Origin of the sequence: Achromobacter sp. GbtcB20, assembly GCF_019091095.1 — a bacterium.
Taxonomy (GTDB): domain Bacteria; phylum Pseudomonadota; class Gammaproteobacteria; order Burkholderiales; family Burkholderiaceae_B; genus Achromobacter; species Achromobacter mucicolens.
On sequence record NZ_JAGXJZ010000001.1, the window covers coordinates 454,287 to 479,270 of the forward strand.

Sequence of the window (24,984 nt, forward strand, 5' to 3'; positions counted from 1 at the left end):
GTGCCTGCGCGCTCAAGCCTGCCCCAGCGCGATGTAGCGCCGCAGGTGGTGGTCTTCGTCGCCCAGTTGGTGATCGATCATGACCAGGCGCTTGGCGTAGTGCGCCAGCGGCAGTTCCCACGTCATGCCGATGCCGCCATGCAACTGGATGCATTCCTCGGCCACCAGCGTGCCGATGCGGCCGATCGTGACCTTGGCCGCGGACAGCGCGCGTTCGCGCGTGGCGCGATCCGGATGGTCTACGGCGGCTGCCGCGTTGATGACGGCCGAGCGGGCCTGCTCGATTTCCAGCAGCACGTCGGCCATGCGGTGTTGCAAGGCCTGGAAGCTGCCGAGCGGCGCGCCGAACTGGCGGCGCGTGCGCAGGTATTCCAGCGTGGCGTCGCGCGCGCAGTCCATGGCGCCCACGGCTTCCGCGCACAGCGCCAGGATGCCGCGGCCCACGGCGCGTTCCAGCAGCGCGTGACCGGCGTGCGCCTCGCCCAGCAGGGCGTCAGGGGCGAGCTTGACGTTGTCCAGCACCAGTTCCGCTGCGCGGCCGCCATCGATCAGTCCGTAGCCCCGCAGCGCCAAGCCCGGCGTGCCTCGGGTCACCAGGAACAGGCCGATGCCCGATTCGTCGTCAACATTGCCTGCCGTGCGCGCCGATACCAGGAACAGGTCGGCATGCTCGCCCGCGTAGACGACGGCCTTGGCGCCGTTCAACACCCAGCCGTCGGGGCTGGATTCGGCGCGCGTGGCCACCTGATTCAGGTCGTAGCCCGACGCCGGTTCGGCGTGGGCCAATGCAGCGGTCAGGCTGCCGGCGATCAGGCCGTCAAGCGCCTCGCGCTGCGCCGGCGAGCCCGCCGCGGCGATGGCGCTGCCGACCATCACGGCGTCCAGGAAGGGCTCGACCACCAGGCCTCGTCCCAGGGCTTCGAAGACGACGGAGATATCGAAGCCCGCGCCGCCCAGGCCGCCATCGGCCTCGGTGAATAGTGCGCCGATGGCGCCCAGCTCGGCGTAGCGGCGCCAGAACTCGGGGCTGTAGCCCTCGCGCGATTCGGCGTGGCGCATGCGCGTGGTGAAGTCGTATTGCTCGGCGACAAAGCGGCGCAGCATGTCCGAGAGCATGCGCCGGTCTTCGGTGTGTTCGAAATTCATGGCCAGCCCTTACAGTCCCAGGATCATCTTGGAGATGATGTTTTTCTGGATTTCATTGGAGCCGCCGAAGATCGACAGCTTGCGGTTGTTGAAGTACTGCGCCGCGGCGCTGTTTGCGCCGTCCGGACCGATGGCGGGCGCGTCGTAACCGTCGTGCAACGCCTCGGGCACGAAGGGGCGCGCGTACGGGCCCATGGCGCGGCGGTTCAAGGCGCTGATCTCCTGTCGGATCTGCGTGCCGCGGATCTTCAGCATCGAGCTCTCCGCGCCGGGCGCGCCGCCGCCAGCCACCGCCGCGACCACGCGCAGGTTGGTCGTGCGCATGTTGGCCAGCTCGATCTCCACGCGCGCCAGGCGCGCGGCAAAATCCGGGTCTTCGGCCAGCGTGCGGCCGTGCCGTTTCTGGCGCGAGGCCACGGCCTTCAGGCGTTCCAGCGCGGCCGTGGACTGGCCGACGCCCGCGATGTTGGTGCGTTCATAGGTCAGCAGGTACTTGGCGCAGGTCCAGCCGCGGTTTTCCTCGCCCACCAGGTTTTCGGCAGGAACCCGCACGTCCGAGAAGAACACCTCGTTGACCTCGTGCTCGCCGTCCAGCGTGATGATCGGGCGCACTTCGATGCCCGGGCTGTTCATGTCGATCAAGAGAAAACTGATGCCTTCCTGGCGCCGGCCTTCCTGCGAGGTGCGCACCAGGCAGAAGATCATGTTGGCGTACTGGCCCAGCGTGGTCCACGTCTTCTGGCCGTTGACGACATAGCTGTCGCCGTCGCGCATGGCCGTGGTCTTGAGCGACGCCAGATCCGAGCCCGCGCCGGGTTCCGAGTAGCCCTGGCACCACCAGTCCGACCCGTCCAAAATGCGTGGCAGCCAGTAGCGGCGCTGGGCCTCGGTGCCGTACTTGATCAGCACGGGTCCCAGCATGCTCAGGCCGAAGGGCACGATGCGCGGCGCATTGGCCAGCGCGCATTCGTTATCGAAGATGTACTTCTGCGATGCGCTCCAGCCCGTGCCGCCGTATTCAATGGGCCAATGCGTGGCCAGCCAGCCTTGCGCGTTCAGGATGGCATGCCACTCGGTCATGTCATCGCGTGTCAGCAGCTTGCCTTCGCTGACCTTGTCCGACAGCCGCCGCGGCAGCTTCGCGTCCAGGAAGGCGCGCACCTCGTCGCGGAAGGCGATTTCTTCGGGGGTGAATTCCAGATCCATGCGGGTCTCTCAGTAGATTTCAAACAGGCCGGCCGCGCCCATGCCGCCGCCGATGCACATCGTGACGACGGCGTAGCGGGCGCCGCGGCGGCGGCCCTCGATCAGGACGTGGCCTGCCAGCCGCGCGCCCGTGACGCCAAAGGGATGGCCCAGAGCGATAGAGCCGCCGTCCACATTCAGGCGATCCATGGGGATGCTGAGCTTTTCCTGGCAATACAGCGCCTGTGAGGCGAATGCCTCATTCAGTTCCCACAGGTCGATGTCCTGCACCTTCAGGCCGTGGCGGGCCAGCAGCTTGGGCACCGCGTACACCGGGCCGATGCCCATTTCGTCGGGCTCGCAGCCGGCGATGGCCAAGCCGCGGAACGCGCCCAGCGGCCGGATGCCGGCGCGCTGCGCTTCGGCGGCTTCCATCAGCACGCAGGCCGCTGCGCCGTCCGACAGCTGCGAGGCATTGCCCGCCGTGACGAACTGGCCCTCGCCCCGGACAGGGGCCAGGCCGGCCAGCGCCTCGTAGGTGGTGCCGGGGCGGTTGCAGGTGTCCTTGTCCACCGTCACTTCGCGCTCGGTGACGGCGCCCGTCGCGCGGTCCGTGACGGACATGGTGGTCGTGACCGGAACGATCTCCTCGCGATAGCGGCCGGCGGCCTGCGCGGCCTCGGTGCGCGCCTGGCTTTGCGCGGCAAAGCGGTCCTGCGCCTCGCGGCTGATGCCGTAACGCGCGGCCACGATGTCGGCGGTCTCGATCATGGGCAGATACAGCGCGGGCTTGTTGGCCACGATCCACGGGTCCATGCCGCTGACGCCGTCGTCGCGCGTGCGGATCTGCGATACCAGTTCCACGCCGCCGGCGATCACGGCGGGCGCACCATCCATCACAATGCGGCTCGCGGCCGAGGCGATCGCCTGCAGGCCGGACGCGCAATAGCGGTTGATCGTGGCGCCGCCGACGCTGACAGGCAACTCGGCACGGATGACGGCCTGCCTGCCGATGTTGCGGCCGGTGGCGCCTTCCGGATAGCCGCAGCCGATGAACGCGTCTTCGATCAGCGCGGGGTCGATGCCGGCACGCTCCACGGCGGCGCGCACGGCGTGCGCGGCCAGCGTGGGCCCGGCGATCAGGTTGAATTCGCCGCGCCCCGCCTTGGTGATGGGGGTGCGGGCAGTGGAGACGATGACGGCTTCGCGCATTGGGGTTCCTAAAAGGTGTTTGGATCAGGCGGCGTTCAGGCTGCCAAAGGTGCGGCCGGATTCGGCCAGCTGCACGAGCAGCGGCGATGGCTTCCAGAACGCGGGGTCTTCGGCCGCGTAGCCGCGGATGTCGGCCAGGATTTGCGCCAGGCCCACGCTGTCGGCGTAGTGCATCGGGCCGCCGCGATGGCGCGGAAAGCCGTAGCCGGACAGGAACACCACGTCGATGTCGGAAGGGCGCAGCGCGATGCCCTGATGCAGCACGTTGGCGGCTTCATTGACCATGGCGGCCAGATAGCGCCGCAAAATGGCTTCCTGCGTGAATGGGCGGGGCGTGACGCCGGCGCGGCGGCGTTCCTCGTCGATGATGGCCAGCACCTCGGGGTCGGGCGTGCCCTGGCGGGCGCCGTCGGGATACAGATAGAACCCGCGGCCGGTCTTCTGCCCGAACCAGCCGCGCTCGCAGAGGCGGTCGGGAATCTGCACATAGCGCAGCGCGGGATCGCGCGTGGCGGCGCGGCGCTTACGTGTGGCCCAGCCGATGTCGCCACCCGCCAGGTCGGCCATCTGGTAGGGACCCATCGGATAGCCGAACGCGCGCACGGCGGCGTCGATGTCGTACGGCGAGGCGCCATCCTCCATCATCATGTCGGCCGCCTGCCGGTGCACGGCCAGGATGCGGTTGCCGATGAAGCCGTCGCAGACGCCCGCGCGCACGGGAATCTTGCGCAGCCGCCGCGCCAGCTCGAAGCCGGTGGCCACGGTATCCGGCGCGGTGTGACGGCCGACCACCACTTCCAGCAGCTTCATGATGTTGGCGGGCGAAAAGAAGTGCAGCCCCAGCACGTCGGCGGGCCCGCGCGTCGCTTCGGCGATCCGGTCCACGTCCAGATAAGAGGTATTGGTGGCCAGCACCGCGCCGGGCTTGGCCACGCGGTCCAGTTGCGCAAAGACGGCCTGCTTGACGGCCATGTCCTCGAACACGGCTTCGATGATGAGATCGGCCTGGCCGAGCGCGTCGTAATCCGTGGCGCCGGTAAAGCGCGCCAGGCGGGCCGCGCGTTCGTCAGCGGTGATGCGGCCTTTCTTGACCAGCAGGTCGTACACCTGTTCGACGCGGGTGCGGCCGCGCGCCAGGGCCGCATCGTCCTGTTCGACCATCACCACCGGCAGACCGGCATCCAGCACCGCCACGGCGATGCCCGCGCCCATCGTGCCGCCGCCCACGATGCCCACGCGTTCCAGACGGCGGGAACGGGCTTCCTTGAGCTCGGGAATCTTGGCGCTGTCGTGCTCGGCGAAGAACGCGTGGATGAGCGCGGCGCGTTGCGGGCTGTCCAGGCATTGCATGAACAGGGCGCGTTCGGTGCGCAGGCCCTCGTCGAAGGGCAGGTCGATGGCGGCGCGCACGGCTTGCACGATCTTGGCGGGGGAATACAGGCCACGGGTGGTGTCGGCCACGCGTTCGGCCGCGGCGTCCAGCGCCGCGCGTTGCGCAGTCTGGTCCGCCAGCGCATGACCCGCGTCGCGCGTGCGGCGCGGGCCTGCGTTCAGCGCCAGCAGCTGCCGCGTGTAGGCCAGGCCGGCGTCCAATGGATCGTCCTCGGCGGCCAGGGCGTCGACCAGCCCCGCTGCCAGGGCTGCATCGGCGGACAGGGGCTTGCCGCTCAGCATCAGGTCCAGCGCCGCGGCGGCGCCCATCAAACGGGGTGCGCGTTGCGTGCCGCCCGCGCCGGGCAAAAGGCCCAGGTTCACTTCGGGCAGGCCCAGCTTGGCGCTGGCCAGCGCGACCCGGTAGTGCGCCGCCAGCGCAATCTCCAGCCCGCCACCCAGTGCCGCGCCATGCAAGGCGGCAATGACCGGCTTGGCGCTGGCTTCGATCTGGTTGCACAGGTCCGGCAGCAGGGGCGGTTGCGGCGGCTTGCCGAATTCGCGGATGTCGGCGCCCGCGATGAAATTCTTGCCGGCGCCAATCAGCAGGATCGCGCGCACCCGCGTGTCGGTCTGCGCCTGCACGATGGCCTCGGACAACGTGCGGCGCACGGTGGCGCTCAGGGCGTTGACGGGAGGATGGTCGATGACGACGACCATAATGTCTTCATGGCGGCGCGTCTGGGCCGCGCCGGTGCTTGCGCTGTCTGTCATGGACAGTGTCTCCTTAATGGCTTCCGGCTCGCGCGCCGCGCCGGCATGCCGGAGCGCCGACGGCTGCGCGAGCGGAGCCTGGGGCGGGCCAGGCGTGGCCCGTCTGTTATGGCTTTATTCTTTCCCAGCAAAGATGTCTTGACAATGGCATCGATAATTGACACTCCGGATAAGAAAATTTGACAATGCACGGCAAGGAGCGCCGTCATGGACACCAAATCCCTCACCCTGCTGGTCGAAATCCTGGACGCGGGCAATCTCAGCGAAGCCGCGCGCCGCCTGAAAATGACGCGGGCCAACGTCAGCTATCACCTGAGCCAGCTCGAGCGATCGGTGGGCATGCAGCTCGTGCGGCGCACGACCCGGCGCGTGGAGCCCACCGAGATTGGCCTGAAGCTGTACAAGCACGGCCGCAGCATTCAGGACGAACTGGCGGCCGCGCGCGAGTCGATCGAAACGCTGGGCAAAACGCCGCAGGGAAAGGTGCGCCTGAGCGTGCCCAGCGGGTACGGGCAGTTCGTGATGACGCCCTGGCTGCTGGAATTCAAGAAGACCTACCCCGACATCGTGCTGGACGTGCTGTTCGAGAACAGCGTCGAAGACCTGCTGCGCGACGAGGTCGACATCGCCGTGCGCATCATGTCCGACCCGCCGCAGCATCTGGTCGCTCGCGAACTGGGGCAGGTGCGCTACGTGGCCTGCGCGTCCCCCGACTATGCGGCAAGCCGCGGCCTGCCGCAGCGGCCGGAAGACCTGGCCGGCACGCCCGTCATCAGCGCCGCCGTGATCGGGCGGCCGCTGCGCCTGTCTGCCTACTACGGCGGCCAGCCCCGCCAGCATGTGGTGCTGGAACCCACCGTCATTTCCCGCAACTACGCCTTCCTGCGCGACGCCATCCGCGCGGGGTTGGGCGTGGGTGTGGTTCCGGATTACGTGGTGCATGAAGACATCGCGCGCGGCGAGCTGTTACCGGCGCTGACGGACTGGCGGTTGAGCATTTTCGGGCGCGGCATGTATATGCTGTACATGCCCAACCGCCATCATCCGCGCGCGCTGGCGATGATGATCGAATTCATCCTCGAACGCGCGCAGCGGCGGCATGACGGCGAACCCGGTCTGCTGGCGGTAAGCCCTGGTTGAACCGCGCGGGCACGAGACTTGCTGAAGGCCTTCGCAAATTGGATGTGAGGGGAATGATGGACAGCGCGACGCCAGTGGACACCTCGACGCCGAGGCAGGGCCCGGAGCCGGTGACGGCCCCGCCGGCCGACGATAAACCCGAACCGCCAGAAGAAAAGGTCACGGCCCAGGACGCCGGCCTTATCAAGCCGCCCGCGCCGACACCGCTCGTGCGCGTCAGCGGCTTTTGCCTCGTGACGCTAACGGTGCTGGCGGTGCTGTTCGGCCTGAAGGCTGCGCAAGAATTCATCGTGCCGGTGGTGATGGCGATCGTGGTCGCCTACACCCTGGACCCCGTGGTGGCAATGCTTGAAAGGTACCGCGTGCCCCGGTCGCTGGGCACGGTGGTCGTCATGGGCGCCATCGCGTTCGGAATAGGCTGTGTGATCTATTTCACGAAGGACCAGGTCACCGACATCGTCAATGCGTTGCCCGAGATATCGAGCAAGCTGTCCCGCACGCTGGGCGGCCTGTTGAGCGGGGACGGGTCGTTCCTGGAAAAATTGCGCAATGCAGCAAGCATTCTGCAGGAATCCGGCGCGCCCAAGGCAGGCGGGCGGGTCGTCGTCGCCAACCCGGACGCGGGCCTGAGCGACATCTTGCTGTGGGGCTCGAAAGGCCTGGCGACCTTCGTGGGGCAGGCGACCATGTGCGTGTTCCTGGTCTTTTTCCTGCTGCTGTCGGGCAACGCGTTCAAGCGCAAGTTCGTGAAGATGGCGGGCAATACGCTGTCGCAGAAGAAGATCAGCGTGCACATGCTGGACCAGATCAACAATTCGATCCACATGTACATGGCGATGATGCTGGTGACCAACGTGGCGCTGGGTCTGCTGTCGTGGGTGGCGTTCCGCTGGCTTGGGCTGGAAAACGCCGCGACGTGGGCGGTGGTGGCCGGTGCGCTGCACATCATCCCGTACTTCGGTCCGCTGATGACGGCGGTCGGCACGGGCATTGCCGGCCTGATCCAGTTCGGAGAACTTGGCCCGGCGCTGGCGATCTCGATGAGTTCGGTTGCGATCGCGCTCTTGATCGGCGTGCTCGTCACCACGTGGATGTCGGGGCGGATCGCCCGCATGAACGCCGTCGCCGTGTTCATCGTGCTGCTTCTCTTCACGTGGCTGTGGGGCATCTGGGGCACGCTGCTGTCGCTGCCCATTGCGTTCATCGCAAAGGTGGTTTCCGACCACATCGAAGGGCTGGAGGCATTGTCCGAGTTCCTGAGCGAGTAGGCCTTGCGGGCAGGCCCGGCCGCAATGGCCGGGCGGCGTGCGATTGGTATGCTTGCACCTCGAATCACCGGATTCTCCATGACCGACACTTTCCGTTCCGACCGGCTCTCCGGCGTGCGCGCCGCGCCATCCCTGGATGCGCGGCGCACGCAATTGCGCCGCATGAAGATCGCGGCGCTGGCGCTGCTGGCGGCCATGGTCAGCGGCTTCATCACCAGCCACGTCATGGGCGGGCAGGGCGCGTGGGCATGGGTGCGCGCCTTCTGCGAGGCCGCCACCGTGGGCGCGCTGGCCGACTGGTTCGCCGTGGTGGCGCTGTTCCGGCGGCCCATGGGCCTGCCCATTCCGCACACCGCCATCATCCCCAGCAACAAGGACCGTATCGGCGACAGCCTGGCGGTGTTCGTGCGCGATCACTTCCTGGACCCCGATACCCTGATCGAAAAGCTGCGCGTCTTCGACCCCGCCGCCCGGCTCAGCCGCTGGCTGGCGCGGCCCGCCCAGGCGCGCGCCCTGAGCGACGGCGCGCGCCGGGTGGCGTTGCAAACGCTGGACCTGCTGGATGACCGCGCCGTGCGGGGCGTCATCCAGGAGTTCGTGGTCAGCAATCTGCGCCGCTGGGACGCGGCCGCCACGGCGGGCGAGGTTCTGGGCCTCTTGACCCGCGACGGGCGGCACCAGGAATTGCTGGACGCCGCGCTGGAGCGCCTGGGCGGCTATCTGGCCGAGGAAGACGTCAAGGAACGGGCCTCGACGCTGCTCGTGAAGTTCGCCCGCAAGGAATGGCCGCGCATCATCGCCGCCGTCGACGTGGTCAAGTCCGTCGACAACATCGCCGACAACCTGGCCGACCGCCTGGCGCGCGCGCTCGTCGAAGAGCTGCGCGATGTGCTGTCCCAGCCCGATCATCCGGTGCGCCGTGACTACGAGGCCTGGGTGATGAACTACATCGAACGCCTGAAGACGGATCCCGCCCTGGCCGGCCAGGCCGAAGCGCTGAAGCAGCGGGCCATCGACCATCCCAAGGTCCAGGAGTATGTCCAGGGTCTGTGGGACGACATCCATGCGGCGCTGCGGCGTGACCTGGCGGACGAACACTCCGCGCTGGCCGCGCACCTGGAAAGCGCGCTGCTGGCGCTGGCCCGCAAGCTGGGCGAAGACCCCAGGCTGCGCGAGGCCATCAACAACCACATCCTGGGCGGCGCGCGGCGGCTGACCGGCCGGCTGCGCGTGGGCGTCACCGAGCACATTTCACGCACCGTCAAGAATTGGGACGAGCGCCATTTGGTCGATGAACTTGAACTCAGCGTGGGGCGCGACCTGCAATACATCCGCTTTAACGGCACGCTGGTCGGGGGGTTGATCGGCGTGCTGCTGCACGCGGTGATCCTGCTGGTGAACGGATAAACGGCGCGGTGTCCTACGCCGTGTCAAACCTTGTATCAGGAATGAAGTTTGCTGGCGGACCGCCCGGCGCCGGTGCTATCTTCATTGGCGCCACCCATCGCGCGAGGCGCGCGTCTCGCTCCGTTGGCCGCCCGCAGTTCGCGGGCATCTTTCCAGGAGGCAATTCATGAAGAAATTCTCGATGCTTGTCACGGCGCTGGCTTTGGCGGGCGCGTCCAGCGCGGCGCTGGCCGAAGACGTCTCGATGTCGTTCCTGACGCCAGAAGGCGTGGGCAAGAGCGCCGGCACCATCACCTTGAAAGACACCAAGGAGGGGCTGCAATTCACGCCGCACCTCAAAGGCCTGCCGCCGGGCGAGCGGGGTTTCCATGTCCACGAAAAAGGCTCCTGCGAGCCGGGCATGGTGAACGGCAAGACCGCCCCGGGTGGCGGCGCGGGCGGCCATCTGGACCCGAAGGGCACCAAGGCCCACAAAGGACCGATGGCTACCGACGGACACCAGGGCGACCTGCCGTTCCTCACCGTTGCGGCCGACGGCAGCGCGACGAAAAGCGTTCTGGCGCCGCATCTGAAGCTGGCGGACGTGAAGGGGCACGCGCTGATGATCCACGCGGGCGGCGACAACTACAGCGACAAGCCCGAGCCGCTGGGCGGCGGAGGCGGACGCCTGGTTTGCGGCGTCGTGAAGTAGGAAGGATGACGGCGCCGGCCCGGCCGGCGCCGATCGCGTCCCGTGCTCAGGCCGTCCCGTTGCGGCCGTACTGCCGGTAGCCGTCGCGCCCGGCCAGGCGGTCGTAATAGGCCGCCACCGACGGCAGCGCGGGCTTATTGAAAGGCGTCTGGAACCACCGGTTCACGGACAGCCCGACGGGAATGTCGGCCAACGTGAAGGTGTCGCCCGCCACGTACGCCCGGGTGTCGGCCAGGCGTTGGTCCAGGATCCCCATGAACCGCGCCCATTCCTTGCACGACGCCTCGATGGCAGCGGCGTCCTGGTGCGCGGGCGACTGCCGGGCCAACGCCATGAACGCGTAGCTCCAGGACCGGTTCAGGTCCGTTGCCTGCCAATCCATCCATTGATCCACCCGGGCCCGCGCCTTGGGCTCGGCCGGATAAAGATGCCGCCCGTCATACTGGCCCGCCAGATAGCGGATGATGGTGTTGGACTCCCACAGGACGAAGTCGCCATCCTGGATCACGGGCACCATCGCATTGGGATTGTGCGCCAAAAATTGCGAATCGGACGTCGGCCGGAAACCGCTGCCCCAGTCTTCGCGATCGAAGGGCAGGTTCAGTTCTGCGCACGTCCACAGCACTTTGCGCACGTTGATGGACGAGGCCTTACCCAGAATTTTCAGCATGACAGCCAGCCCGGCGGAGCGTTCGGAAGTACAGGATCGCCGCAGTCTAGCGGGCGGCGAGGGCCATCGCCAGATACAGATCGGGGGATGCGCAGCCAGAACAGAATGCCGTCACATCACACGTGTCCGACTGCCCCGGTATGAGTGGGGAGCCGGCGTCGCGCGCGCGGCAGAGGTCGGGCTTCGGTGTATGCTTGCCGCGCCATTGCACCGTGACGGTGCATGAACCTCTGTCTGCCCACCATGACCAAGGCCCTGTTAGTCGAAGACGATACGAAGCTGGCGCGCCTGATCGCGCAGTTTCTGGAACAACACGGTTTCAATGTCGCCCAGGCTTATCGCGGCGATCACGCGGTGGATGCGTTCCGCCGCCACGAGCCGGCCATCACCATCCTGGACCTGATGCTGCCGGGCCGCGACGGCTTGCAGGTCTGCCGCGACCTGCGTGCGTTCTCGACTGCGCCGATCCTGATGCTGACGGCGCGCGAAGACGATCTGGATCACATCCTGGGCCTGGAGTCCGGCGCGGACGATTACGTCATCAAGCCCGTGGAACCGCGCGTCCTGTTGGCGCGTATCCGCGCCTTGATGCGGCGCCACAACCAGACCGAGCTGCAGCCTGAACGCCTGGATTTCGGCGCGCTGTCCATCGACCGCCAGACGCGCGCGGTGATGGTGGCCGGGGTCGAGGTCGACCTGACGACACTGGAATTTGAAATGCTCTGGGCGCTTGCCAGCCAGGCTGGGCAGGTGTTGACGCGCGACGACCTGCTGAACGCGGTGCGCGGCATCGAATTCAATGGGCTGGATCGCACCGTGGATGTGTGCATCAGCAAATTGCGCCGCAAGCTCGATGACGATCCGCGGGATCCGGCCCGCATCAAGACCATCTGGGGCAAGGGCTACCTGTTCTCGCCCAAGGGTCACGAGCAGGACGATGCTTAAGTTCGTCCTGCGCATCTTCGTGGTGCTGGCCATTGGCTTCGTCTTGTCCAACGAAGTCGTCGACCGGGCGGCAAACTATCTTTTTGAGTCGGAGACGGCCAATTACACGCGCGAAGCTGTCCGAGGCCAGTTGCACAGCCTGAAGCAGGAGCTCGCCCACGTGCCGCCGGACGCGCGCCCCGACTACGTGCGCAACACGCTGGCGCCACATTACGGGCTGGCGTTGCAGGTACTGGAGCCGGCCGACTACAACGCGGCCGATTTCGCGCTGACCGGCGATGAACGGCGCACCATCGACGCGGGCGGGTTCTTCCTGCGCGACAACCTGATGAGCTTCGTGGCGGCAATACCGGGCCCGGGGGCACAGTGGCTGATGGTCAAGCTGCCGCCCGAGCCGCTCGTCGGCACGTGGGTGATCGTCGCAATCTACGCTGCCCTGGGCGTGCTGTTGTGCGCCTTCATGCTGGTGTGGGCGCTGCCGGTCTGGCGCGACCTGGAGGCGCTGAAGACCGCCGCGCAGCGAATGGGGCAGGGCGACCTGCGGGTGCGCGCCCAGCTGTCGCGGTTTTCCAGCATCCGTGGGCTGGGCGACACCTTCAACCAGATGTCCGAACGCATCAGCGCGCTGATCAGCAATCAGCGCGAACTGACCAACGCGGTATCGCACGAACTGCGCACGCCCATCGCCCGCTTGTCGTTCGAGCTGGACATGATCGAGCGAGAGGCCGATCCCGCCGCGCGCCGGCGACTGGTCGAAGACATGAAAAACGATGTCGCCGAGCTGGACAGCATGGCGTCGGAATTGCTGATGTACGCCCGCCTGGAACACAAGAGCGACGACATTCCGCTTCAAGCCCAGGACGCTCGCGGGTGGCTCGATTCCGTCGTGCAGCATGCGTCGTTCGAGGCCGAATTGTCGGGGGTGCAGTGCGTGGTGACGCACTGCGATGCGGGCGACGTGCGGCTGCACCCGCGCTATATGACGCGCGCCTTGCTCAACCTGCTGCAGAACGCCATCCGCCACGCCGGCGGGCAAGTGCAGGTCGGACTTGCCAGCCCCGCGCCACGGCAGTACGTGCTGACGGTGGACGACGATGGGCCGGGCGTGCCGCCCGCCGATCGCGAGCGCGTGTTCGATCCCTTCATCCGGCTCGACGAAAGCCGAGCGCGCGGCACTGGCGGTACCGGGCTGGGCCTGGCGATTGTGCGCCGCGTGGCGCGATGGCACAACGGCGAGGCGCTGGTGTCCGAGAGCCCGCTGGGCGGCGCCCGCTTCGTGATTCGCTGGCAAGCGGCCTGATCCGACCCGCCCGCCGCGCGCGGCCGCCGGCGTTGTGCAGTGGTATGCCGGGCCGCTTAATGCTTCTTCACAATTGTTAAAGAGATCCCGGAAATTTGCCTGACGCCTCCCGATACATTGCCGGCCATCGGCCAACTGGCCGTCAATACGGAGGCCGCAGGTGTCGGAGATCGTTGTGTATGTCAGAAGCCAGCCGCAGCTGGGCGACCAGATCGTCGCCATGCCAACGCTGTATCAGCTCAAGACATGGTGGCCATCGCGCCGGCTGAAGGTGGTCGCCCGTGACGACGTGGGCAATTTCTACCGGGCGCTGCCGTGGGTCGACGAGTTCGTACGTGCCTCGACATTCATCGATTACCTGCGCAGCCTGAAATCCGAGACCCGCATGTCCGTCAGCCTGCATCACAGCAGCGAGCGATTCGGCGTGGTCAATCTGCTGCGCCGTCCGGCGATCCGGTTGGGCTTTCGCAATGCCCGCTTCAGCGACGTGGCCTGGACGCATTGCCATCGCAAGGACATCACCGAATACATCGGCCAGGCCAATCTGCGCTTGCTGGCGTCGTACCGGCCATTCGACCTGGAGGGGGCGACGCGCGCCTGTTTCTATACGCTGGCGCGTCCGCACCTGCGTGTGCCGTTGGGCGGCGACGTGGTGATGATTCCCGGGGGCGGCGCCGGCGACTTCAAGCGCTGGAGCCTGTCGAACTACCTGCGGCTGGCCGACAGGCTGAAACCGCTGCTGGGCGCCGGCACCCGTTTTCTCTTCGTGCTGGGCCAGCAGGAAGCCTCGGAGCGGGATGCCCTGCGCGCGATGCAGCGGCCGGACTTCTCCATTGCCTATTGCCGGCCCATCGCCGAGCTGAGCGCCATCATGCTGCGCGCGCGGCTGGTGGTAGCCAACGATTGCGGCCCCTCGCACATCGCGCAAGGCGCTTGCGTGCCGTATGTGGGCGTTTTCAACGAAGCGAATCCCGAGTGGTTCTGGCGCCGGCGCGGGTCGGCGTTCGTGGTGCCGCGGCATCCGCCAAGCGGCATCAATTCGATCACGCCCGGTGAAGTGCTGGCGGCCTGTCTGGATGTATTGGATCATCATGCGCATACTGCACACGCTGGCTGAGCGCAGTCTGGGCGGATTGGAATTCCGCACGCTGGAGCAGGCGAGCTGGCTGCACCTTCACGGCTACGAAGTGGCCATTGCGTCGCCCTCGGGCAGCGCCGTGAGCCACGCCGCGCGCGAGCGCAAGCTGACGACCGTGGATATTGACTTCAACCCTGCCTATTCGCCGAGGACCGTCCTGGCGCTGCGCCGGGCCGTCCAGGCGATGCGCATCCAGGTCATCGATAGCCATAGCCGCGCAGACGCCAAGACGGCCGCGCTGTGCCGGGATCTGTGCGCCGTCGTGCGCACGCGTCATTTTGCCAAGCCCATGCGTTCATCCCTGCGCCGCCGGCTGGAATGGAAGCTCGGCTGCGACCACGTCATCGCCACCAGCGACGTCGGCAAACAAGAACTGCTGGCGGCCCGGCTGGTGCCGGACGACCGGATCAGCGTGGTCGGGGAGTGGGCCGGCGACGCGTTCTTTCAGTCCGGTGACGCGCCGGATGCCGTCCTGCGGATCCGTCGCGGCTTGGGGATACCGGCGCCCAAGGCGTCTTACGTCATCGCCACCGTGGGGATGCTGCGCCCGGAGAAAGGCCAGGCCGATCTGCTCCACGTGGTGCAACGCCTGCGCATTCAAGGCGTGCCCGCGGTGGCCCTGGTCGTGGGCATGGCAACCGCGCGCACACAACCCTATGCGTATTCGCTGTACCGCCTGGCCGTGGATCTGGGCATCGCGGAGCATGTTGTGTTTGCAGGTCACCGGACCGACGTGCCCGACATGATCCGCGCCGCGGACGTGGTGCTGGTTCCGTCCGCAACCGAAGCCTGGTCGCGCATCGTGCCCGAGTCCTTCGCCGGCGAGCGGCCCGTCGTTGCCAGCAATGTGGGTGGGCTGCCGGAGATCGTCGTGCCGGGCCGTACCGGCTGGCTTGCCGCGCCCGGTGACGTCGCGGCGTATGCCGACTGCATCCTGCAGATCCGGAACCGGCCGTGGCATGCGCAGACCATTGTGGCCAACGCGCGGGCGTTCGCAGATGCGCATCTGCGCCTGGGAGAAAAGATGTTCCGCACGCTTGAGGCGTATCGCGTCGCCGTGGGCGCACGCTTGCCGCCCGAACGCTATCAGCGCGGCGGGGCGTCGGCATGACCACGATCGACAGGGTCTGCAAGGTGGCGGCGTGTCCGGACCCGTGCGCGACGTCCGTCATCCGGACGGCGACGGCATGCGACGGCCCGCTGCCGCCGTTGGCGCCCCAGGCCGGCGAGCAGTTGCTTGTGGGCCAGGGCGAGCGCGCGCGCACGGGAATCCTGCTGATCCACCGTCTGGGCGGCGCACCCTGGGAAATGCACGAACTGGCGCGCGGTCTGAATGAACAGGGCTACAGCGTCATGGCGGTCAAGCTGGCGGGCCATTGCGGGTCGCTGCAAGAATTGGCCGGCGCAGGGTGGATGGATTGGCTGGCCAGCGTGCGCCGGGGGGCAGACATGCTGGCCTGCCGGACCGATCGCATCGTCGTCGGCGGAATCGCCACGGGCGCCGTGCTGGCCCTTGCCCTGGCGCAGGAGCGGCCGTTCCACGTAGCCGGCGTCCTGGCGTTATCGCCCGTGCTCCGTCATGACGACCGTGCGGGTCCGCGCCGGGCAAGCACGGCCTTCCTGCTGCCGGTGTTGCGTATGCTGGGCATCGCCCGGCATCGCGCGGTGCCGGGACGGCTGCGCCGCGCGGGCTTGCCTGGCACGCCGTTGGGGGCGCTGGGCCAGATGCGTAAGCTGGCGGCCGCGGTACGGCGCCGGATGGACATGGTGCGAGCGCCGTGCCTCGTTATCCATGCACGGCACGACGACGTCGCGACCGTATCCGGCGCGTTCGAGATCGCGAAAACGGCGCGCAACACGAATGTGCACTTGCAGCTGCTGGCAGACCGTGAACATGTGATCACGATGGGCCGCGGATGCGGCGATGTCGTCTTGCGGGCTACGGCGTTCGTCAGCGGGATTGCTTGGCCTTGATCGCGGGTTGCGCAGGAACCGATTCCGGCTGCCTTTCCAACCGCAGCACCGGCGACGTGAACAGCACGGCGAACTGGATGACGAAGCCGGCGGTCGACACCCAGAGGCAGGCTTCTACGCCGAACTTCGCAGCCAAGGTGGCGCCGATCAATGCGCCAATGGGCCGCGCGCCGAAGTTGGCCGTCACGATGACGGATGACACACGGCCCAGCAAGGCGTTGGGCGTGACCGATTGGCGCAGGGTGGTCGTGGTGATGGTCCACAGGATGGGCCCTGCGCCGAACAGGAAGAAGCCCACCGCCGCCCATGCACCAGACGGAAAGACCAGCGTCGTCAGCAGGATGATGCTGGCCAGCAACGCGGATAGCGGTCCCGCGCCGATCATCGCGCCGAACGATAGCCGGCGCGCGAGCCACGGTGCAGCCAACGCGCCGGCCAGCATCCCCGCGCCGTAGATGCCCAGCGTGATGCCGACACCCGCGGCCGACAAGCCCAGCCGATCCACGGCGTAGGCAACGTAGATGGCCAGCAGGACAAACCACGCGGTATTGAAGAAGAGGGCGGTCAAGAGAACCGGGCGCAACAAGGGATGCGTGGCGACGAATGCCGCGCCTTCGCGCAGTTCGGTCAGCGGATGGCGCCGCATGGCGGGCTTGGGCGCATCTTGCGGCAGGCCGGCAAGAAACACGGCGGCCAGCAGCGACAGGGTGGTGGCAAGCACGTAAGCGGTGGATGCGCCCATCCACCCGACCAGCGCGCCGCCCGCGGCCGGACCGGCAGAAAAGGCAGCGCTGCGCGCCAGCTCCAGCCAGCGGTTGGCGTTGGACAGTTCGGCAGGAGGGACCAGCCTGGGCACCAACGCGGGGGCCGCGACGTTGTAGGCGACAGTGCCCACCGCCCCGGCAAAGCCCAGCGCCGCCAGCCATTGCAGGCTGAGGCCGCCCGTCCACAAAAGCGTCAGTAGTGCAATCAGGCTTGCCGCGCGCACGCATTCGGCGCCAGTCATGAGGGACCGGCGCGACATCCGGTCGGCCAGCACACCGGCGGGCAGGGAAAGCAACAGGAACGGCAGCGTTTGCGCGGTCTGCAGATAGCCGGTCTGCGCCGCGGTGGCGCCCAGGGTCAGCACGGCATACAAGGGCGCTGCCGCCAGCGCGATCTGCTCGGAGAATTGCGCGGCAAGGTTCGACGCCGCAAGGCGGCGGAAGGCGGAGGGCAGGGCGGGCATTGGAAGGGAGCGGCGGGCGCCGCGCAAACGGCAAGGGCACGATGTTGATCGTACCCTTGCGGCCCCGCACTCCGGTCCTTGCTGTGCGGCAAGGACGCGCTTCGGTCAGGGAATGGGTGGGTAGTCGCCGAAGCCGTCAGGCCAGGTGGTCAGCACGTCGTAGCCGGTCTCGGTGACGACGACCATGTGTTCCCATTGGGCGGACAGGGAGCGGTCCTTGGTGACGACGGTCCAGCCGTCAGGCAGTTGCTTGGTCTGCGGCTTGCCGGCATTGATCATGGGTTCGATCGTGAACATCATGCCGGGCTGCAGCACCAGGCCTTCTCCAGGCCGGCCATAGTGCAGCACCTGCGGATCGTCGTGGTAGATCTGGCCAATGCCGTGCCCACAGTATTCGCGCACGATGCTGAAGTGCTCGCGGTGCGCGACGGTCTGGATGGCGTGACCGATGTCGCCCAGCGTGGCGCCGGGCTTGACGGCCATGATGCCGGCCCGCATGGCTTCATAGGTGGTGTTGACCAGGCGGCGGGCCAGCGGGCTTGGCTGGCCAACGTAGTACATGCGGCTGGTGTCGCCAAACCAGCCGTCCTTGATGACCGCGACGTCGATGTTCAGGATGTCGCCGTTCTTGAGCACCTTGGCCGACGGAATGCCGTGGCAGATCACGTGATTGACCGACGCGCAGATGGTCTTGGGAAAGCCGTGGTAGCCCACGTTGGCGGGCGTGGCTTTCAGCACGTTGACGATGTAGTCGTGACAGACGCGGTCAAGCTCGTCGGTGGTGACGCCGGGGCGAACGTGTTCGCCGATCATGTGCAGCACTTCGGCCGCCATGGCGCCCGCCTTGCGGGCCATTTCGATGTCGGCGGCCGATTTGATGGAAACCTTCTTGGCCATTTATGCGGCCTCCTGCTGCGCGGGTTGCGGCAACCCTTGCGAGAGGGAGGCGATGGTGAAGCCTTCGGCCTGGTCGATGCGGATCAGCAATTGGCAGATGTCGGCATGGCGCAGTTCGGGATAGAGCTCGGAGAGCATGCCGATGCGCATCCAGTGTTCGGCCTGGGAATTGATGGAGCGGCTGAGGGCGCCGCTGGCGACGCGCAGGTTCTCGTGCATCTGCTCGGAAATTTTGACGATACCCATGGTGGATGTGTTCCGTATATGTTTCGTATATGGAACGTATCGTACTGCGCCTAGCTGCGGCGTGCAAATCGGCCTCAGGCGGATTCCTTGCTTTCCTTGGCTGGCTTGCGGGGCTTACTGCGCGCGGACTTCTTGGCGGCGCCGGCTCGGGGCGCTTCCTTGGGCGCCGGGGCGGCTGCCGCGGTCATTTGCTCCATCCACATCAGCGCATCCGTGTACGACAGGAACTGCTGCAGGTAACCGGGCGACATTTCGCGCATCAGGGAGAGCGCGCGGTGCACGAGTTGATTGGAGTTGAGCGGGCCAGCGTTCTTGTGGACCTGTTCCTGCGACTGGCGGACCTGGCGGTCGGCGCTGAAGCGCGACCAGAGCGTCTGGAATTCGTCGAGGAGCGGCAGCTCGGGATAGGCGGCGCGCAGGCCCAGCGGGTCGCGATCGTCGAGCGGGTTGAGCCGGTCGGCGGCCGCGCTGTCCGGCTCGGCGTTCGCGGTCTGCGGTGCGCGCGCGGCGGCGGGGTTGTCCAGGTAGGCGACCAGGCCTGCGAGGGGGCCGGGCTCGCGGGCAGCCGGCGCGGCGGGACGGTCCTCGGCGGCGCCCGCGTCAGGCAGTGCTGATTCGTACGCCTGGATCAGGCCAGCCAGCCGCGCATCCAGCCGCAGGCGGGCGGGGCCGTCATACGCGGCCGCGCGGCGTGCCAGCGCGTCGATCAGATGAAAACGCAGCGGGTCGGCGCGGTCGGCGCCGCTGGCGCGCCAGCCGTCCAGCACGGCGCGCGGGTCCAGGAGCGCCTCGCGGCTGCCGTCACTGCTCACCGGGCTTACCCGCTTCGTTCGAGGGTTTGGGGATGGGCGTGATTTCGACGCGCCGGTTCTTGGCGCGGCCTTCCTCGTCCGCGTTGGACGCGACCGGCTGCTCGGCCCCGAAGGCCGCGGCAAAGACCATCGATGACGGCACGCCTTCGTCGATGAGCGCGCGCGTCACGGTGAGGGCGCGCTGCGCGGAAAGATCCCAGTTGTCGGCAAAGCGGCGGTTCCCCTCGCGCACCTGCTGGTCGTCGGTGAAGCCGCTGACCATCAGGATTTCGTTGTGGGTTTTCAGGTACGCGGACAGCGGTTCGATCAGGCTTTTCAGGATCTCGCGGCCTTCGGGTTGAAGCTGATCGGAGTTCAGGGCGAAGAGCACGCTGCCGCTGATGCCGATGCGGCCGTTCACGAGCGTCACGCGGCCAGCGGCAAGCGGGCCGGCCAGCGCCTGTTCCAGCGTCTCGCGGCGCTGCGTTTCTTCCTGGCGCTGCTTGACCTCTTCCTCAAGCTGCGTCGACAACTGCAACTGCACCGCGACGACGCTGACCAGGATGAGGACGAAGGCGCCCAGCAACACCGACATCAGGTCGCCAAAGACGGCCCAGGCCGGCGCCGTCGGCTCCACGCCGCCGTCGATATCCTCGCTCATGCCGTTTCCGCTCCGGCCGTGGCGCGCTGGGCGGCAAGCTGCTGCAGGTTCTCGATGATCTGCTTTTGCGACATGAGGCTCAGGTCGACGACCTCACGGGCCTGCGCCACGTAGTAGGACAGTTGCTCGTCGCCGCGCGCGATGGATTTGTCCAGCGCCGCTTCGATGCGTTGCAGATGCGCCGTGAGCTTGTCGTTCGATTCGCCGAAGGCCTGCACGGCGGCGCCGAAGGATTCGCCCAGGCTGGCGACCTCGACCGCGCTGCTGGTGACCAGCGAGGCGACTTCGGTCAGCTTGCCGGTTTCGGACTCGACCTTGTCGGTGAACTGCGCGCCCACGCGTTCCAGCATGTCCGCCGACGACGCCACCAGGGCATCGACGGCCGTGCGCTGCTCGGCCGCGGTGTGGTTGACGGCGTCCAGCAGCGTGCCGAGCGTCTCGAGCAGGCGGTTGCGCTCTTCGAGCATGTCGTTGTCGCGCACCATGCTGTCCGACAGCTTCTGGCGCAGTTCGCCGATGACTTCGGCGGCGGCGCGCGGCGCCTCGGACGCGGCCTGGACCAGACGGCCGATCTCGGCGATGGTTTCGCTGGCGTGGGCCTGTGTTTGCGCGGTGATGTCCTGCGCAGTGAGGCTGAGGGTGGCGCAGATCTCTTGTTGCAGGCCGGCCGCCTGCGCGCCTGCCTGCTGCCATTCGGCGCGCAGCGCATTGGCCATGTCCGCCAGCTTGGCCGTCCAGGCGGTCAGGCGTTCCTCGTCGTTGGCGGCCAGTGCCGCTTGCAGGGCGGTGTGCGATTGTTCCAGCGTCTGCAGCAGCTCGGCCGAATGCGCGCCGAAGGCGGCGGACGCGGTCTGCAGCGCGTCGCGGTTGTCGTCGGCCAGTTGCTTGCCGACGGTTTCCTGGCGGGTCTGCGCGTCTAGCCAGGCTTGCGTGACGCCGCCGGCGGCCGTCTCCAGACGAGACGACACGGTTTCCAGAAGCGCGGCCTGTTGCTGCGTCTGGGCGGTGATGTCGCGGGCGGTCTGGCTGAGCGCGTCGCTGATTTCCAGCTGGCGCAGGGCGGCCTGCGTGCCGGCCTGTTCCCATTCTTCGCCCAGCTTGGCGGCCATCGCCGTCAGCGAGCCGGTCCAGGCGGCCAGGCGTTCCTCGTCGCGCGAAGCCAGCGCGGCCTGCAGGTCGGCGTGCGACTGGTCCAGCGTGCGCAGCAGCGCGTCGGCATGCTGGCCGAAGGCGGCCGCCGCCGTTTCGAGGGCGCGCTGGTTGTCGGCGGCCAGTTGCTTGCCCAGGTCTTCCTGGCGGGTCTGGGCGTCCGTCCAGGCCTGCGTGACGCTGCCGGCCGCCGTTTCCAGGCGGGTCGACACGTCTTGCAGCAGCCGGGCTTGCGCTTCGGTCTGGCCGGCGATGCCGCGCGCGGTCTGGGCGAGCGCGTCGTTGATTTCCTGCTGGCGGGCGACGGTGTTCGCGCCGGCCTGTTCCCAGTCCTGGCCCAGCTTGGCGGTCATGGCGCCCAGCGTGCCGCTCCACGCAGCAAGGCGTTCTTCGTCGCGGGCGGCCAGGGCGGCCTGCAATTCGGTGTGCGATTGGTCCAGCGTGCGCAGGAGCGATGCGGCGTGTTGCTCGAATGCCGCCGTGGCGGCTTCCAGCGCGGCCTGATTGCCGGCGGCCAGCTTGCTGCTGGCTTCTTCCTGACGGGCAAGCGCGCGGGTCCATTGGTCCGACACGCCGTTGGCGGCGGCCTCCATGCGGGCCGACACGCCTTCGAGCAGGGCCGCCTGCGCGGCGGCTTGTTCGGCAACGTCGCGCACGGTCTGCGCCAGGGTGTCGTTGATTTCCTGCTGGCGGACGGCGGCCTGCGCGCCGGACTGCTCCCATTCCTGGCGCAGCGTGGCGCCCATCGCGCCCAGCGTTTCGGTCCAGGCGGCCAGGCGCTGCTGGTCGCGCGAGGCAAGGTCGGTTTGCAGCGCGGCGTGCGAAGCGTTCAGGGTGCGCAAGAGCGACGCCGAATGCTGCTCGAAGCTGGCGGCCGCGGCGGTGAGCGCCTGAAGGTTGTCACCGGCCAGTTTTTCGCCGGCCTGCTGCTGGCGCGACAGCGCTTCGGTCCAGGCTTGCGACATGTCGCCCGACGACGCCTCCAGACGTGCCGACACGCTGTCCAGCAGGCTGGCCGAGCGTTGTTCGAAGGTCTGGGCAAAGCGGTCGAGCGATGCGCGCAGGTCTTGGGCCATGGCCTCGCTGGCGCGTTGCTGGCCAGCGACCGCCTGGCTCCAGATGCCCGCGACGTCCGTCGTCGCGGCTTGCAGGCCCGCCGTCAGGCCTTCGAGCTGCTGGCGCACGGCCTGGGCGACGGTGTCCTGCAGGGTGGCGGTTTCGCGGGACAGGCTGTCCATCGTGGCCTGCACGACAGGCTGCAGGGCCTCGCCGGCAGAGCGCGCGCTTTGCGCCACGCTGTCCTTCATGGACTGTTCCATGACGGACGCCAGCCGGGCGTAGGCGGCTTCGGCCTTGCCCTGAAAGGCGGTCTGGCTGGCGATCTGGCGTTCGTTCAGCGCCTGGTTCTGCTGCTCCATGCTCTTCATCATGGATTCCAGCTGGCCGACGATGGCGGGCATGGCTTCGGCCTGCCGCTGCATGATCTCGGCCTGGCGCTGGAGCAGCTTGAAGGATTCTTCGCGCTGGTAGCCTTGCGAGTACACGCGCAGCGTGGTCGCGGTCTTGATGTCGAGAAGCTGCGCCGCGTGAACGCGGTCGCGCCGCGACAGCGCGGCCAACAGGCCCAGCATGGCGGACGCGGCAACGCCGGCGATCGAGGTGCCGAAGGCAAAGCCCAGACCCTTGACGGGGGCGGCCAGCGACGCGCGGATCGCGGCCAGATCGGTCGAGCTTTCAAGCGCAAGGCCAGTGCCGCGCAGCGTGACGACCATGCCAAGAAAAGTGCCCAGCATGCCCAGAAGAACCAGCAGGCCCACCAGATATGGGGTGAGCGACGGGCCGGGCAGGCCCACGCGCTCGCCTTCGATGCGCAGGCGCACGGCGTTGCGCAGTCCGGCCGGAAGCTTGTCCAACCAGGCGCCGAGGCTGCCCGGCGCTTCGTTCAGGTCCGATACTGCGCGCGTCAGCGACGACGTTGCCTGCTGGTAGCGCAGCAGTTCCAGCGCGCCCGCCAGGTAACAGACGCCGATCAGCAGCGTCACGGCCAGCGCCAGCGGGTTCGTGCCCGCGTAACCCGCGCCGATCCAGCCCACAACGGCCAGTCCGGCCAGGAAAACCACGATATTGATCAGATTCTTGGACATAGTGTCCTAATTAGCTGGTGCGAAGGGCGGCGAGCAGCCCTTCGACCGGTTGTAAACGAACATCCAATTCGGCCAGCAGAACGGCGCGCATGTCGGCACGGAACGTGTCCAGCCACGCGCCGGCGGTAATGGCCGGGGCGGGCGGCGACGTCCCGGCCTGCGCGGCGTCAACGGCGGGCGCCTCGGTATCGCCTTGCACGTTGGCCGCCGCATCGGCCGGCGCGCCCGGTTCAGCCAGGGCCTGCTCCGCAGCCTGCGCCAGCGCCGCTTCCTCGGCCTTGCGCAGGCGGTCGAAGTGCGCCTGCAGCAGTTTCGGGATTGCGCCCAGCAGGGCCCGCTCCTTGGGCAGCAGCGCGCGGTCCATGATCGCGTCCACGACGGCCAGACGCGTCCATTCCCCGTTGCGGGCGGCCACCATTCCGCGCAGCCGGCTGCGCAGGTTGCCAATGCTGGTTTCCATCGTGTGCTGCAACGACAGATACCGCTGGCGAAAGCTCGAATAATCGAACTCATCCTCGGCCAGGACGGCCGCCAGCTTCTTGGCGGGCGCCCGAGCCGGGGCAACCCGCTTGGCGGCCGTGGCCGCCGTGTCGCTGGCGATGGCGTCGGCAAGCGTGGTGCGCACCCGCACGCATTCGCGTTCTTCGGCGCTGCTGAACATGCGGGCGCCGGGCGCAATCACGGGCGGAGCGGTATTGAGCGCCGCCGACAGGGCGATCGCGTCCGTCCAGCCAAGCCATTGGCTCAGATGGTCGGATAGCGACTGCCTGGACTGCTGGACTTCCGCGTCCGTCAGGCGAGTCAGCAAGCGAATGAGCGTCGGGCCGCTTAAACCTGTGCGCTGTGGGGCTTGCAACATACCACCAGAGTCAAAAAGGGGGGAGTTTACACGCTGCGACGGCCTCGGAGGGCCTGTCGGGACGCCCGGACCGGGGACGAAGCACAAAATGGGGTCGCATCATGGCCGGCGCTTCGCCGCTGCCGCAACACTGTGTCGCCACCCGGCGGGCAGGAACCCTCGGCCCGCCCGTGCGTCGAACCCTGCATGGATGCCCGCACCCCCTGGCGAGTTACCCGACGACTCCTCATGCTTGCCGCGCTGGCCGCCTTGGCGGTGTGGGCCTGGCCGCGCCTGCCCGAAGCGGCGCGCGCACCCTGGCACATGGCGCGGCTTTCCTGGCAGGACGCGCCACTGTCGTTGCCCGTACCCGTGCAGGGCGTGGCGCCCCGGCGGCTGGCCGACACCTGGGGCGCCGCGCGGTCGGGCGGGCGCACGCATCAGGGCATCGACATCTTCGCCAAGCGCGGCACGCCGGTGCTGTCGGCAACCGAAGGCGTGGTCACGCGCATCGGCGAGAACACACTGGGCGGCCAGGTGGTCTGGGTGATGGGGCCGGGCCGGCAGATGCACTACTACGCGCACCTGGACGGCTATGCGGACATCCGCCGCGGCCAGCTCGTTGCGCCGGGCGACGTACTGGGCTTTGTCGGCAATACGGGCAACGCCAAAGGCACGCCGCCGCATTTGCACTACGGCATCTACGCGGGGGGCGGGGCGCTCAATCCCTATCCGCTCCTGATTTCGCCCGGCGGTTCCCCCATGCCGGTGTCGTCCCCGCAATAACCGCGCGGCGCGACGGTGTAGAT

Annotated in this window: 22 protein-coding genes; 10 read left to right on the top strand and 12 right to left on the bottom strand. The window is 67.8% G+C overall.

Features of this window, described 5'->3' with window-relative positions; genetic code table 11:
- Positions 1–12: 12 nt before the first annotated feature.
- From KVT32_RS02095 to KVT32_RS02110, 4 genes are read right to left on the bottom strand one after another with little or no spacing between them, the layout of a single operon-like run.
- Positions 13–1,146 (bottom strand): acyl-CoA dehydrogenase family protein, encoded by a 1,134-nt coding sequence (locus KVT32_RS02095; RefSeq protein ID WP_217617603.1) that lies wholly within the window; start codon positions 1,144–1,146, stop codon positions 13–15.
- Between the two features lie 9 nt (positions 1,147–1,155).
- Positions 1,156–2,352 carry an acyl-CoA dehydrogenase family protein gene (locus KVT32_RS02100; protein ID WP_217617604.1) on the bottom strand — a complete coding sequence of 399 codons (1,197 nt, stop codon included), beginning with the start codon at positions 2,350–2,352 and terminating at the stop codon, positions 1,156–1,158.
- Positions 2,353–2,361: 9 nt separating this feature from the next.
- Positions 2,362–3,543 carry an acetyl-CoA C-acyltransferase gene (locus KVT32_RS02105; protein ID WP_217617605.1) on the bottom strand — a complete coding sequence of 394 codons (1,182 nt, stop codon included), beginning with the start codon at positions 3,541–3,543 and terminating at the stop codon, positions 2,362–2,364.
- 24 nt (positions 3,544–3,567) lie between these two features.
- On the bottom strand, positions 3,568–5,688 hold the full coding sequence (locus tag KVT32_RS02110; RefSeq protein WP_217617606.1) for a 3-hydroxyacyl-CoA dehydrogenase NAD-binding domain-containing protein: 2,121 nt from the start codon (positions 5,686–5,688) through the stop codon (positions 3,568–3,570).
- A gap of 207 nt (positions 5,689–5,895) precedes the next feature.
- On the opposite strand from KVT32_RS02110, the gene KVT32_RS02115 reads away from it, so the two are divergent.
- The 4 genes from KVT32_RS02115 to sodC all read left to right on the top strand — a co-directional run bounded on the left by KVT32_RS02115 (position 5,896) and on the right by sodC (position 10,194).
- On the top strand, positions 5,896–6,828 hold the full coding sequence (locus tag KVT32_RS02115; protein ID WP_152384631.1) for a LysR family transcriptional regulator: 933 nt from the start codon (positions 5,896–5,898) through the stop codon (positions 6,826–6,828).
- 53 nt (positions 6,829–6,881) lie between these two features.
- Positions 6,882–8,096, top strand: a complete 1,215-nt coding sequence (locus KVT32_RS02120; protein WP_254636719.1) for an AI-2E family transporter — start codon at positions 6,882–6,884, stop codon at positions 8,094–8,096.
- A 78-nt stretch (positions 8,097–8,174) separates the two neighbouring features.
- The gene (locus tag KVT32_RS02125) at positions 8,175–9,503 is read left to right on the top strand and encodes a DUF445 domain-containing protein (protein WP_217617607.1); all 1,329 of its coding nucleotides are present in this window, start codon (positions 8,175–8,177) and stop codon (positions 9,501–9,503) included.
- A gap of 166 nt (positions 9,504–9,669) precedes the next feature.
- On the top strand, positions 9,670–10,194 hold the full coding sequence (gene sodC, locus KVT32_RS02130) for a superoxide dismutase family protein (protein ID WP_217617608.1): 525 nt from the start codon (positions 9,670–9,672) through the stop codon (positions 10,192–10,194).
- 46 nt (positions 10,195–10,240) lie between these two features.
- Here the strand turns inward: sodC and KVT32_RS02135 are convergent, their stop codons facing one another.
- The gene (locus KVT32_RS02135; RefSeq protein WP_217617609.1) at positions 10,241–10,864 is read right to left on the bottom strand and encodes a glutathione S-transferase family protein; all 624 of its coding nucleotides are present in this window, start codon (positions 10,862–10,864) and stop codon (positions 10,241–10,243) included.
- Between the two features lie 243 nt (positions 10,865–11,107).
- Between KVT32_RS02135 and KVT32_RS02140 the strand changes: the two genes are divergently transcribed.
- The 5 genes from KVT32_RS02140 to KVT32_RS02160 all read left to right on the top strand — a co-directional run bounded on the left by KVT32_RS02140 (position 11,108) and on the right by KVT32_RS02160 (position 16,221).
- Complete coding sequence (locus KVT32_RS02140) at positions 11,108–11,809, top strand: response regulator (protein WP_279989020.1); 702 nt, start codon at positions 11,108–11,110, stop codon at positions 11,807–11,809.
- Positions 11,802–13,109, top strand: coding sequence for an ATP-binding protein (locus KVT32_RS02145; RefSeq protein WP_217617611.1), 1,308 nt, complete (start codon positions 11,802–11,804; stop codon positions 13,107–13,109). Before KVT32_RS02140 ends, KVT32_RS02145 begins: the two co-directional genes overlap by 8 nt.
- A gap of 160 nt (positions 13,110–13,269) precedes the next feature.
- The gene (locus KVT32_RS02150) at positions 13,270–14,226 is read left to right on the top strand and encodes a glycosyltransferase family 9 protein (protein WP_217617612.1); all 957 of its coding nucleotides are present in this window, start codon (positions 13,270–13,272) and stop codon (positions 14,224–14,226) included.
- Positions 14,201–15,358 (top strand): glycosyltransferase family 4 protein, encoded by a 1,158-nt coding sequence (locus KVT32_RS02155; RefSeq protein ID WP_217617613.1) that lies wholly within the window; start codon positions 14,201–14,203, stop codon positions 15,356–15,358. The genes KVT32_RS02150 and KVT32_RS02155 overlap by 26 nt, the downstream gene beginning before the upstream one ends.
- Positions 15,355–16,221: a carboxylesterase gene (locus KVT32_RS02160; protein WP_152384626.1), complete on the top strand. Its 867-nt coding sequence runs from the start codon at positions 15,355–15,357 to the stop codon at positions 16,219–16,221. The genes KVT32_RS02155 and KVT32_RS02160 overlap by 4 nt, the downstream gene beginning before the upstream one ends.
- Here KVT32_RS02160 and KVT32_RS02165 read toward each other — a convergent pair.
- From KVT32_RS02165 to KVT32_RS02195, 7 genes are all read right to left on the bottom strand, one after another.
- Positions 16,199–17,449 carry an MFS transporter gene (locus KVT32_RS02165; RefSeq protein ID WP_217617614.1) on the bottom strand — a complete coding sequence of 417 codons (1,251 nt, stop codon included), beginning with the start codon at positions 17,447–17,449 and terminating at the stop codon, positions 16,199–16,201. The genes KVT32_RS02160 and KVT32_RS02165 overlap by 23 nt on opposite strands.
- Before the next feature lie 105 nt (positions 17,450–17,554).
- On the bottom strand, positions 17,555–18,346 hold the full coding sequence (map, locus tag KVT32_RS02170) for a type I methionyl aminopeptidase (protein ID WP_056318211.1): 792 nt from the start codon (positions 18,344–18,346) through the stop codon (positions 17,555–17,557).
- Positions 18,347–18,592, bottom strand: a complete 246-nt coding sequence (locus KVT32_RS02175; RefSeq protein ID WP_056318213.1) for a ParD-like family protein — start codon at positions 18,590–18,592, stop codon at positions 18,347–18,349.
- Positions 18,593–18,666: 74 nt separating this feature from the next.
- Entirely contained in the window at positions 18,667–19,404 is a 738-nt protein-coding gene (locus KVT32_RS02180) for a DUF2894 domain-containing protein (protein ID WP_217617615.1), read from the bottom strand.
- A complete protein-coding gene (locus KVT32_RS02185; protein ID WP_056318218.1) occupies positions 19,394–20,044 on the bottom strand; it encodes an OmpA family protein in 651 nt (216 codons plus the stop codon). The genes KVT32_RS02180 and KVT32_RS02185 overlap by 11 nt, the downstream gene beginning before the upstream one ends.
- Positions 20,041–23,337, bottom strand: coding sequence for a DUF802 domain-containing protein (locus tag KVT32_RS02190; protein WP_217617616.1), 3,297 nt, complete (start codon positions 23,335–23,337; stop codon positions 20,041–20,043). Before KVT32_RS02190 ends, KVT32_RS02185 begins: the two co-directional genes overlap by 4 nt.
- Positions 23,338–23,347: 10 nt before the next feature.
- Entirely contained in the window at positions 23,348–24,196 is an 849-nt protein-coding gene (locus tag KVT32_RS02195; RefSeq protein ID WP_175234361.1) for a DUF3348 domain-containing protein, read from the bottom strand.
- A 186-nt stretch (positions 24,197–24,382) separates the two neighbouring features.
- On the opposite strand from KVT32_RS02195, the gene KVT32_RS02200 reads away from it, so the two are divergent.
- Positions 24,383–24,961, top strand: coding sequence for a M23 family metallopeptidase (locus KVT32_RS02200; RefSeq protein WP_254636720.1), 579 nt, complete (start codon positions 24,383–24,385; stop codon positions 24,959–24,961).
- Positions 24,962–24,984 lie beyond the last annotated feature (23 nt).